Origin of the sequence: Bradyrhizobium sp. PRIMUS42, assembly GCF_023006515.1 — a bacterium.
Classification (GTDB): domain Bacteria; phylum Pseudomonadota; class Alphaproteobacteria; order Rhizobiales; family Xanthobacteraceae; genus Bradyrhizobium.
The window spans coordinates 16,672-27,928 of record NZ_JALBGZ010000018.1 but is presented as its reverse complement, the minus strand read 5'-3'; the positions used below and the strand labels follow the sequence as shown (position 1 = coordinate 27,928).

The 11,257-nt window shown below is 63.9% G+C and carries 12 protein-coding genes; 10 read left to right on the top strand and 2 right to left on the bottom strand.

The window, feature by feature from the left end; genetic code table 11:
- Window positions 1-500, bottom strand: a 500-nt coding sequence (locus MOV75_RS03920; RefSeq protein ID WP_247004885.1) for an amidase family protein, incomplete at its 3' end; no start/stop codon positions are given.
- A gap of 242 nt (window positions 501-742) precedes the next feature.
- Window positions 743-1,000 (bottom strand): hypothetical protein, encoded by a 258-nt coding sequence (locus MOV75_RS03915; protein WP_246918807.1) that lies wholly within the window; start codon window positions 998-1,000, stop codon window positions 743-745.
- A gap of 261 nt (window positions 1,001-1,261) precedes the next feature.
- Between MOV75_RS03915 and pqqA the strand changes: the two genes are divergently transcribed.
- The 10 genes from pqqA to MOV75_RS03865 all read left to right on the top strand — a co-directional run bounded on the left by pqqA (window position 1,262) and on the right by MOV75_RS03865 (window position 11,253).
- Window positions 1,262-1,342 carry a pyrroloquinoline quinone precursor peptide PqqA gene (gene pqqA, locus MOV75_RS03910; RefSeq protein ID WP_007595659.1) on the top strand — a complete coding sequence of 27 codons (81 nt, stop codon included), beginning with the start codon at window positions 1,262-1,264 and terminating at the stop codon, window positions 1,340-1,342.
- Between the two features lie 133 nt (window positions 1,343-1,475).
- Window positions 1,476-2,405 carry a pyrroloquinoline quinone biosynthesis protein PqqB gene (gene pqqB / locus MOV75_RS03905; protein ID WP_246918809.1) on the top strand — a complete coding sequence of 310 codons (930 nt, stop codon included), beginning with the start codon at window positions 1,476-1,478 and terminating at the stop codon, window positions 2,403-2,405.
- Window positions 2,402-3,181, top strand: coding sequence for a pyrroloquinoline-quinone synthase PqqC (gene pqqC / locus MOV75_RS03900; RefSeq protein WP_246918811.1), 780 nt, complete (start codon window positions 2,402-2,404; stop codon window positions 3,179-3,181). The genes pqqB and pqqC overlap by 4 nt, the downstream gene beginning before the upstream one ends.
- Window positions 3,182-3,191: 10 nt before the next feature.
- Window positions 3,192-3,503 (top strand): pyrroloquinoline quinone biosynthesis peptide chaperone PqqD, encoded by a 312-nt coding sequence (gene pqqD, locus MOV75_RS03895; RefSeq protein WP_246918813.1) that lies wholly within the window; start codon window positions 3,192-3,194, stop codon window positions 3,501-3,503.
- Window positions 3,500-4,681, top strand: coding sequence for a pyrroloquinoline quinone biosynthesis protein PqqE (gene pqqE, locus MOV75_RS03890; protein WP_246918815.1), 1,182 nt, complete (start codon window positions 3,500-3,502; stop codon window positions 4,679-4,681). The genes pqqD and pqqE overlap by 4 nt, the downstream gene beginning before the upstream one ends.
- A complete protein-coding gene (gene pip / locus MOV75_RS03885; RefSeq protein WP_246918817.1) occupies window positions 4,671-5,657 on the top strand; it encodes a prolyl aminopeptidase in 987 nt (328 codons plus the stop codon). Before pqqE ends, pip begins: the two co-directional genes overlap by 11 nt.
- Before the next feature lie 13 nt (window positions 5,658-5,670).
- Window positions 5,671-6,348, top strand: coding sequence for a DUF4286 family protein (locus MOV75_RS03880; RefSeq protein ID WP_246918819.1), 678 nt, complete (start codon window positions 5,671-5,673; stop codon window positions 6,346-6,348).
- 236 nt (window positions 6,349-6,584) lie between these two features.
- A complete protein-coding gene (locus MOV75_RS03875; protein ID WP_246918821.1) occupies window positions 6,585-8,384 on the top strand; it encodes an FAD-dependent oxidoreductase in 1,800 nt (599 codons plus the stop codon).
- The gene (locus MOV75_RS03870) at window positions 8,354-10,201 is read left to right on the top strand and encodes a 2-oxoacid:acceptor oxidoreductase subunit alpha (protein WP_246918823.1); all 1,848 of its coding nucleotides are present in this window, start codon (window positions 8,354-8,356) and stop codon (window positions 10,199-10,201) included. The genes MOV75_RS03875 and MOV75_RS03870 overlap by 31 nt, the downstream gene beginning before the upstream one ends.
- Window positions 10,198-11,253, top strand: coding sequence for a 2-oxoacid:ferredoxin oxidoreductase subunit beta (locus MOV75_RS03865; RefSeq protein ID WP_246918825.1), 1,056 nt, complete (start codon window positions 10,198-10,200; stop codon window positions 11,251-11,253). The genes MOV75_RS03870 and MOV75_RS03865 overlap by 4 nt, the downstream gene beginning before the upstream one ends.
- Window positions 11,254-11,257: the final 4 nt, after the last annotated feature.

The following is an 11,257-nucleotide window of genomic DNA, read 5'->3' as shown; positions in this document are numbered from 1 at the left end:
ATGCCTGCCGCGACCGCCGAGCCGGCGCCGCCGGACGAGCCGCCCGGGGTCAGCGAGGCATCGCGGGGGTTCTTGGTGTCGCCATGGACCAGGTTGGTGGTGAACCAGCGGTAGGAGAAGGCCGGGCAATTGGTGCGGCCGAGCAGGACGGCGCCGGCCTTGCGGAAATTGGCGACCACCGGGTTGTCCTCGCGCGCGATCAGGTCGCGTTGGAGTTTTAAGCCGTTGGTGGTGGCAAAGCCCTCCTGGTCGACATTGGCCTTGATGGTGACGGGCACGCCGGCCAGCACGCCGGGGTCCTCGCCCCTGGCGATGGCGACATCCACGGCGTCGGCCTGCTTGAGCACGTCCTCCGGACGGTGGTCGATCACGGCATTGAGCTGGGGATTGACGGCGTCCAGGCGAGCGAGGCCGGCCTTGGCGGCCTCCCTGGCGGACACTTTCCTGGATTTGACGAGGGTGGCGAGGTCGGCGGCCGACAGGCGCCAGAGATCTTGCATGGCTAGCTCCGTATGACGGGCGTCTTTTAGCGCCGGGAACGCGGCAAAGCCATGCGGATTTCGCAGGGGCGAAAGTGCGATGTCATGTTGTCTCGGTCTCACCGCGAGCACACGGCAACCTCTCCCGCTTGCGGGAGAGGTCGGCACGAAGTGCCGGGTGAGGCTCTCTCCTCTTGGGGGTTCTCGCTCGCGGAAGCACCCTCTCCCCCGCAAGCGGGGGAGGGAGCGCATCTCGCGCGCCTCTAATGCCTCGTCGCGGACTGAACCGGCATGTCCAGCAGTGCCTCGGTGAAAGGAAACTCCAGCACGACCTCGCCATCGACGTCGGTGACCTCGATGACCGCCTCCAGCAGCGCCGGCTGGGTCCCCTCCGATTTCAGGACCTCCAGGATCATCTGGCGGGCGACCTCCCAGGCGCGATCGGGATTGCGCAGATCCTCACCTTCGGGATCCACGATCAGTTCGTCACCGATACGGGTGTTGAAGAAATATCTGGGCATGCCTGATCCAATGGGGTCGCCTGAAGCCGATTGGAAGCCGTTCCATACTCACAACTGGTTTATCCCGACAGGGATCACGACCTATCGACTATTTTGCGTTGTCATTCGCTCATCTTTGCGGCCGCAATACGCTCTCTTGCGGTGCAACAATTCCGCCGGTCTACTACCTAGGTCGGGAAAATTTCACTGGCGAACTTTTCCCCCCACAGTAACTTAGCTCGTGGGCGGATACGTCCGAATTCGCGAAAATGGAGTGCCAAAATGGCCTGGAAAGCCCCGAAGATCGTCGAAGTGCCCTGCGGCATGGAAATCAACATGTATGTGAGCGCCACCCGCAAGTAAGCGGTTGGCGAGTTTGCGTTCTGCGCAGGTGGATCTTTCGGCGGACGTTCTTTCGGTCACGATCAGTTTCCGGAAGATAAAAACTGTGTCGGCCTGAGATCCACTTGGCGACGTTGCCTCCAGGAGACGGATCATGCTTCGCGTCGTCGTCCTGGGCGCCGCAGCCGGCGGCGGGGTGCCGCAATGGAATTGCGGCTGCGAGGGCTGCCGGGCGGCCCGTAGCGCCGGTCATGAACTCGAGAGAACCCAGGCCTCGGTCGCCTTCAGCGGCGACGGCGAGCATTGGTTCCTGATCAATGCCTCTCCCGACCTGCGCCAGCAATTGAATGCCACGCCGCAACTGCACCCCAAGGCCGGGGCGCTGCGCCATACGCCGATTGCGGGCGTGATCTTGACCAACGGCGAGGTGGACGCGGTGGCGGGCCTGCTGTCGATGCGCGAGAGCTCGCCGTTCACGATTTATGCGCATGAGAAGGTGCTGGCGATCCTTGCCAGCAACAGCATCTTCAACGTGCTGAACGAGAAGCACGTGCGGCGCCAGCCGATCGGCGTCAACGAGGCATTCGAGCCGCGGCTCACCGACGGCTCGCGCTCGGGCCTGGAGGTGCTGCCCTTCGCAGTCTCGGGCAAGTCGGCCTGGTATCTGGAAGGCAAGGCGCATCCCGGCGGCGAGACCGGCGACGGCGATACGCTGGGGCTGAAGATCACCGACAAGGCGACCGGCAAGTGCTTCTATTTCATCGCAGCCTGCGCCGAGGTCACCGATGCGCTCAAGGCCGAGCTCGACGGCGCCGCCTTGGTGTTTTTCGACGGCACGGTGTGGCAGGACGACGAGATGATCAGGGCCGGGCTCGGTCACAAGACAGGCAAGAGCATGGGACACGTCGCCATGTCCGGCGAGGCCGGCGCCATCGCACGGTTGGCCGACCTCACTATCGACAGGAAGGTCTTTCTGCATATCAATAACTCGAACCCGGCGCTGCTGCCTGCCTCCCCGGAGCGCAAGGCCGCGGAGGCGGCAGGCTGGCAGATACCGGCGGACGGAACGGAGATCGTGCTGTGAATGCGGCGTCAATGACTGGAATGACTGCGCTCTCGATCGGCAAGGACATCAGGCTCAGCAGCGCCGAGGAGCTCGAGGCGACGCTGCGCCATATCGGGGCGACGCGCTATCACAGCCTGCACCCGTTCCATAAGCTCCTGCACGGCGGCAAGCTGAACAAGGGCCAGGTGCAGGCCTGGGCGCTGAACCGCTACTACTATCAGAGCACGATCCCGATCAAGGACGCCGTGGTGATCTCGCGCTTCCGCGACCGCGCCACCCGGCTGGAATGGCGCCATCGCATCGAGGACCACGACGGCGATGTCGGCTCCGAAGGCGGGATCGAACGCTGGCTGAAGCTGACCGAGGGCCTCGGACTTGACACGGCCTACGTGGAATCGACCGAAGGCATCCTGCCGGCGACGCGCTTCGCGGTGGAGGCGTACGTGCACTATTGTCGCGAAAAGAGCCCGCTGGAGGCGATCGCCTCCTCGCTCACCGAATTGTTCGCGCCGAACCTGCATGAAGAGCGTATCTCCGGCATGCTGGAGCATTACGACTTCGTCAACCCCGACATCATGAGCTACTTCAAGCGCCGCCTGGCCCAGGCGCCGCGCGATGCCGGCTTCGCGCTCGACTACGTCAAGGCGCATGCCACGACGCCGGAGCAGCGCGCGCTTGTGTGCAACGCGCTGATCTTCAAGACCAACGTCTTGTGGGTGCAGCTCGACGCGCTCCAGCACGCCTATGTCGAGGGCCACATTCCGCCGGGCGCATTCGTGCCCAAGGCGAGCTGAGGGAACAGCGATGGCCGGGCCGCGCAATATCTGCGTCAGCGAGGCAAGCCGCCCCGTGCTGCCGCGGCATGCCAAGCTGAAATATGACGAGACCCGCAAGGTGTGGGTGATCCTGGCGCCGGAGCGGGTACTGGCGCCTGATGAGATCGCGGTCGAGGTCTTGCAACTCTGCGACGGCAAGCGCAGTGTCGGCGACGTGTCCGATCAGCTCGCTGCGAAATATGCCGCGCCGCGCGAGGCGATCCTGGCCGACGTCATCCTCATGCTGCAGGATCTCGCCGACAAGGGCTTCCTCACCGAGATCAGGGAGAAGACGTCATGAGCGACGTGACCATCCCACCCAGCGACAGCCTCGCGGTGCTGGAGAAGCAGCGCTCGACGGCGGAGACCTTCGGCATTCCACTCGCGGTGCTGCTCGAGATCACCCATCGCTGCCCGCTGCAATGCCCCTATTGCTCCAACCCCGTCGAGCTCGACCGCTCGGGCAAGGAGCTGACGACGGACGAGTGGAAGAAAGTGCTGAGCGAGCTTGCCGAGATCGGCGTGCTCCAGGTGCATTTCTCCGGCGGCGAGCCGACAGCGCGCAAAGACCTTGTCGAGCTGGTCAAGCATGCCAGCGACGTCGGGCTCTACACCAACCTCATCACTTCGGCCGTGCTGCTGACGCGCGAGCGGCTGAGCGAGCTTGCCGATGCCGGACTATGCCATGTGCAGATCAGCTTCCAGGGCGTCGAAGAAGGCCTCGCCGATCGCGTCGCCGGCTACAGGAACGGCCATCGCAAGAAGCTTGAAGTCGCGAAATGGACCCGCGAGCTCGATTTGCCGCTGACCGTGAACGCGGTGATGCATCGGCAGAATTTGCACCAGCTTCCTGACATCATCCAGATGTCTGTCGATCTCGACGCCGACCGGCTCGAGGTCGCCAATGTGCAATATTACGGCTGGGCGCTGAAGAACCGTGCCGCGCTGATGCCGACGGTGGCGCAGCTCGACGAGTGCACGGCCATCGTCGAAGAGGCACGCGAGCGGCTCAAGGGCACGCTTGCGATCGACTACGTCGTTCCCGACTATTACGCGCTGCGGCCGAAGAAATGCATGGGCGGCTGGGGCCGGCAGTTCTTCAACATCTCGCCCGCCGGCAAGGTGCTGCCCTGCCACGCCGCCGAAAGCATCACCGGGCTCGAATTCGAGTCGGTGCGCTCCAACCATTCGATCGCCTGGATCTGGCAGAACTCCGAGGCCTTCAACCGCTATCGCGGCACCGGCTGGATGAAGGAGCCGTGCAAGACCTGCGAATTCCGCGAGATCGATTTCGGCGGCTGCCGCTGCCAGGCCTTTGCGCTGACCGGTGATGCCGCCAACACCGATCCCGCCTGCGCGCTGTCGCCGTTGCACGAGACCATCTTCAAGCAGGCCGAGCGCGAGGCCGAGGGCGAGACCAGCCGCTTCCTCTATCGCAACTTCGCCGGCGGCACCCTGGAATCCGAGAATGGGACCTGACGCCGACGCGGCCGCATCCGTCAGGCGTGCCGATCCCTTTGCGCCGCTGACCTCCGACATGCTCGACGTCGGCGACGGCCATGAGCTCTATGTCGAGAGCGTCGGGCGCAGCGACGGCATCCCCGCGATCTATCTGCACGGCGGGCCCGGCTCGGGCTGCCAGCCCGACCATCGCCGGCTTTTTGATCCCGAGCGTATGCATGCGGTGCTGTTCGACCAGCGCGGCTGCGGCCGCAGCCGTCCCAAGGCATCTCGCGAGCACAACACCACGGCGCATCTGATCGCGGACATGGAGAAGATCCGCGAAAAGTTCGGCTTTGACCGCTGGATGGTGGTCGGCGGCTCCTGGGGCGCGACACTGGCGCTGGCGTATGCGCAGGCGCATCCCGAGCGTGTGTCCGGCATTGCGCTCCGCGCGACGTTTCTCGGCACGCGGGCAGAAGTCGAGACCGGCTTCACGGTGCGCCTGCCGCAATTCTATCCCGCGCTGTACGAGGATTTTCTGAGTGTGCTGCCAAGGGAAGAGCAAGCGCGGCCGGTAGACGCCTATTGGCGCCGCATCCTCGATGCCGATCCTGCCGTTCACGGACCTGCGGCGCGCGCCTGGCACGACACCGAGCGCGCCTTGTCCGAGCACAAGCCGGCCAGGACGCGGCTCGACCTGGCGTCGCTGAACGTCTGGCGCACGCTGCCGGCAACGCCGTTCATGGAGGCGCATTATTTCATCAACAACTCCTTCATGAGCGAAGACCAGTTGTTGCGGAACGCGGGCCGGCTCGCGGGCATTCCCGGCATCATCATCCAGGGCCGCTACGATCTGCTGTGTCCTCCTGAGACATCGCAGGCCCTAACGAAAGTATGGCCCGGTTCCGAGCTTCGCGTCGTGGAAGGAGCCGGGCATTCGCTCTATGATGCCGGCGTGAGGGATGCGGTGATGAAGTCGATCGCGGACCTCGCATCGAAGATCGGGCGATGAGAGGACAAGAAGAATGCCGCTCGCCGGGAAAGGCATGCTGCTGACGTCGATGAACGTCGATGCAGCGGATGAAGACGATTTCAACCGCTGGTACGATCGCGAGCATCTGGAAGAGCGGGTCGCGATCGACGGATTCCTCGAAGCGCGGCGCTATCTCGCGCATGCCGCCAACCCCAAATATCTCTCGCTGTACTCGACCGCGACGCTCGACGTGCTCGACAGTCCCGCCTACCGGGCGCGGCTCGCCAATCAGACCGACTGGTCGCGGCGCAGCATGGCGCGCTTCAAGGACATGCTGCGCGTCGTCGCGCGCATCACACTCAGCAACGGCACCGGACGTGGTGCTGCGCTCGGCGTGGTGCGGCTGCGACCGGGGCCGGACAATGCCGCGTCCTGGCGTGATGCGCTGCAAGACAAGCTCAGGCTCGAAGGGCGCGACGGCATCATCTCGATGCATCTGCTCGAAAGCGAGCCGGAATTGTCGGGCGCAACGGCGGGCATTCCGGCGGTGCGCAATGAAGGCGCCCGCGACTGGTTCGTGCTGATCGACGGCACGCATGTCGGCGCGGTCTCGGCCGTGATCGCCGAACGCTTCACAGGCCCGGCGGCGGCGCCGTTCCCGCTTCCGGTCTCCGTCGGCACTTACAGCCTGATGTGGGATCTCGCAAAGAGCGACATTGCGAGTAGCTGACGCGCTCGCACGCATCGCAACATGCTGCACCGCACACAGACCCAGCGCACCGTTAATGCTGTGCGCGCTTGGCTCCTATGAAACAGGGGAAGCGCGCAAGTTTGCCGTTGTACTTCGGAAAGGTTCTAATAAGCTAACCCAATGACGTCATTCAGAAACCAGATCGACGCGCGTTAAGCGTTCGCCAAGCTCAGAAGAGGCCGCCGGGTCTTTGAGCCTGCGCGGACAGGGTAGGAATGAAACCGACCGATATTGCGGCCCCCGACTACTTTCACAAAGTGGTCGATTGCCAATGGGCCTGTCCCGCGCACACCCCGGTTCCCGAATACATCCGACTGATCGCCCAAGGTCGCTATAGCGACGCCTACATGATCAATTGGAAATCGAACGTGTTTCCCGGAATCCTGGGACGCACTTGCGATCGTCCCTGCGAGCCGGCTTGCCGCCGCGGACGCGTCGAGGAAACACCGGTTGCAATCTGCCGGCTCAAGCGCGTTGCCGCCGATTTCAAGGATGACATCAAGCAGCGCCTGCCGCACCCCGCCGCGAAGAACGGCAAGCGCGTCGCCTTCGTCGGCGGCGGCCCCGCCTCGCTGACAGTGGCACGCGATCTGGCGCCGCTCGGCTATCACTGCACCGTGTTCGACGGCGATCCGGAAGCCGGCGGCATGATGCGCACGCAGATCCCGAAATTCCGCCTGCCAAATTCCGTCATTGACGAGGAGACCGGCTACATCCTGGGTCTCGGCGTCGAGTTCAAAGGCGGCCACCGCATCGAGAGCATGAAGGCGCTGCTCGGGGAGAAGTACGACGCGATCTTCGTCGGATCGGGCGCGCCGCGCGGCCGCGAGCTCGACATTCCCGGCCGGAAAGAGGCAGCCGCCAACATCCATATCGGCATCGACTGGCTGTCCTCGGTCTCCTTTGGCCACATCGACAAGATCGGCAAGCGCGTGATCGTGCTCGGCGGCGGCAACACCGCGATGGATTGCTGCCGCACCGCGCGCCGCCTTGGCGGCGAGAGCGTCAAGGTTGTCGTCCGCTCCGGCTTCGAGGAGATGAAGGCCTCGCCCTGGGAGAAGGAAGACGCGCTCCATGAGGATATTCCGATCCTCAATTACATGGTTCCGGTGGCTTTCAAGCATGTCGCCGGCAAGCTGATCGGCGTCACCTTCCAGAAGGTGAAAGCCGAATACGACGCCAAGGGCCGGCGCAACCTCGTGCCATCGGGCGAGCCGGATGAGACGATCGCCTGCGACGACGTGCTGGTCGCGGTCGGCCAGGAAAACGCCTTCCCCTGGATCGAACAGGATTGCGGCATCGAGTTCGACAAATGGCACATGCCCAAGGTCGATCCGAAAACCTTCGTCTCGACCAATCCAAAGGTGTTCTTCGGCGGCGACGCCGCGTTCGGGCCGAAGAACATCATCTGGGCGGTGGCGCAGGGCCATGACGCCGCGCTGTCGATCCACAAGATGCTGTCGGGCGAGGACATCACCGAGCGCCCGCTACCCGACGTGCAGGTCTCATCGCAGAAGATGGGCATCCATGAATGGAGCTATGACAACGACATCTCCATCGACAAGCGTTACAAGGTGCCGCACCGCGACAAGGTCGTCGCGCTGAAGGACATCCGCGCCGAGGTCGAGCTCGGCTACGACGTCAAGCTGGCCTTGGGCGAAGCCGAGCGCTGCCTGAACTGCGACGTGCAGACGGTGTTCTCGACCTCGCTCTGCATCGAATGCGATGCCTGCGCCGACATCTGCCCGATGGATTGCATCACCTTCACCGGTAACGGTGAGGAAAGCGACTTGCGCCAGCGCCTGAAGGCGCCCTCGCCGCATCCGGACCAGGATCTCTACGTCTCCTCGGATCTCAAGACCGGGCGCGTGATGGTGAAGGACGAGGACGTCTGCCTGCATTGCGGGCTGTGCGCCGAGCGTTGTCCCACCGGCGCCTGGGACATGCAGAAATATTTCATCGAGATGACCCACGCAGGTTCGACATGCCCGACAAGAAGCCGCTCAGCAGCGTAAACGACTTCGTCGTCCGCTTCGCCAACGTCAACGGCTCGGGTTCGGCCAGCGCCAACGAGATGTTCGCGCGCGCGATCCTGCGCCACGGCGTTCCGGTGTCTCCGCGCAACATCTTCCCCTCCAACATCCAGGGCCTGCCGACCTGGTACGAGGTGCGGGTCACCGAAGACGGCCATCTCGGCGCCCGCGGCGGCGTCGACATGATGGTCGCCATGAATCCGCAGACCTGGGACAAGGACGTCGCCGGCATCGAGCCGGGCGGCTATTTGTTCTACGATTCCACCAAGCCGATGCCGTCGACGAAATTCCGCGACGACATCACCGTGATCGGCGTCCCCTTAACCGCCATCACCAACTCGACCTATACCGATCCGCGCCAGCGCCAGCTGTTCAAGAACATCATCTATCTCGGCGCGCTCTCGGCGCTGCTCGACATGGACCCGAAGCTGATCGAGCAACTGATCGGCGAGCAGTACAAGGGCAAGGAGAAACTGCTTTCCTCCAACGTCCACGCGCTGCATCTCGGCCGCGACTGGGCGCTGCAAAACCTGAAATGCCCGATCGGGCTACGGGTCAAGAAGTCCGACAAGGTCGGCGACCGCATCTTCATCGAGGGCAACAGCGCCGCCGCGCTCGGCGCGGTCTATGGCGGCGCCACGGTCTGTGCCTGGTATCCGATCACGCCGTCCTCATCCGTGGCGGAAGCTTTCACCGCCCATTGCAAGAAGTACCGGCACGATCCGGAGACGGGCAAAGCCAAATACGCCATCGTGCAGGGCGAGGACGAGCTGGCCTCGATCGGCATCGTGATCGGCGCGTCCTGGAACGGCGCACGCGCCTTCACCGCGACCTCCGGCCCCGGCATCTCCCTGATGACCGAGTTCATCGGTCTCTCGTACTTTGCCGAGATCCCGGCCGTGATCATGAACATCCAGCGCGCCGGCCCCTCGACGGGCATGCCGACCCGCACCCAGCAATGCGACATCATCGCCTGCGCCTATGCTTCGCACGGCGACACCAAGCATGTGCTGCTATTCCCCGAAGATCCCGCGGAGGCCTTCGAATTCGCGGCCTCCGCCTTCGATCTCGCCGAGCGGCTGCAGACCACGATCTTCCTGATGCTCGACCTCGACATCGGCATGAACCATCGGCTCTGTCGCCCGCTGAAGTGGGATGATGCCAAGCAGTACGACCGCGGCAAGGTGATGACCGCTGAGATGCTGGAAGAGGGACGCGACTTCGGCCGCTATCTCGACGTCGACGGCGACGGCATTCCCTACCGCACCTATCCCGGCACGCACCCGACCAAGGGCTCCTATTTTACCCGCGGCACCTCGCGTGACCGCTATGCGCGTTACTCCGAGGAAGGCTCCGTCTACGCCGACAACATGCAGCGCCTGATGCGCAAGTTCGAGACGGCGCAGGATCTGGTGCCGCGGCCGCTGCAGGCCAATGCGGAGCGGCCGACCAAATATGGCGTGATCTATTTCGGCTCCACCTCGCCGGCGATGGACGAGGCGATCGGCCTCTTGGAAGCGCGCGGACATCAGCTCGACCGGATGCGCATCCGCGCCTTCCCGTTCCACTCGAGTGTGGCGAGCTTCCTCGCCGAGCACGACTTCGTCTACGTGGTCGAGCAGAACCGCGACAGCCAGCTGCGCCAGCTCATCGTCAACGAGAACGGCATCGATCCCGTCCGCCTTGTGCCGATCGTGCATTATGACGGTTCGCCGATCACCGCCCGCTTCATCGCAAAAGCCATTGGCGACCATCAGGATCACCTCAAGGTGACCCCGCTCCGCAAGGCCGTGTCATGACCTACATCGCAAAACCGAAATTCCATCATCCGAGCCTGAAGAAGAACGAGCTCGGCTACACGCATCGCGACTACGAGGGCAAGATCTCGACGCTGTGCGCCGGTTGCGGCCACGATTCGATCACGGCCTCGATCATCGAGGCCTGCTACGAGCTCTCGATCGAGCCGCACCGGGTGGCGAAGATTTCCGGCATCGGCTGCTCGTCGAAGACGCCGGACTATTTCCTCGGCAATTCGCACGGTTTCAATTCCGTGCACGGCCGCATGCCCAGCGTACTGACCGGCGCCAATCTCGCCAACCGCGATTTGATCTATCTCGGCGTTTCCGGCGATGGCGATTCCGCATCGATCGGCTTCGGCCAGTTCGCGCATTCGATCCGGCGCGGCGTCAACATGACCTATATCGTCGAGAACAATGGCGTCTACGGCCTGACCAAGGGCCAGTTCTCGGCGACTGCCGACCGCGGCTCGAAGTCCAAGAAGGGCGTCACCAACACCGACAACGCCATCGACCTCGTCGCGATCGCGCTGCAACTCGGCGCCACCTTCGTCGCGCGCTCCTTCTCGGGCGACAAGACCCAGCTGGTGCCGCTGATCGCGGCCGCGATCCGCCACAAGGGTGCGTCCTTCATCGACGTCATCAGTCCCTGCATCGCCTTCAACAACCACGCCGGCTCGACCAAGAGTTTTGATTATGTCCGCGAGCACAACGACGCGGTGAACCGGCTCGACGTGCTGGTCGGCCGCGACCCGATCGCCGTGGATTACGCGCCGGGCACGGTGCAAATGGTCGAGCAGCACGACGGCAGCAAGATCGCGCTGCGCAAGATCGACGCGGATTACGATCCGCACGACCGGTTGGGGGCCCAGACCTTCCTCGCAAGGCATGCCGCCAAGGGACAGATCGTCACCGGGCTGCTCTACGTCGACCCGGACGCGGAAGATCTGCACGAGCATCTCAACACGGTCGAGACGCCACTGAACAGGCTGGAGGCGGACACTCTCTGCCCGGGCTCGGCGGTGCTGGACAAGATCAACGCCAGCCTGCGCTGATCGT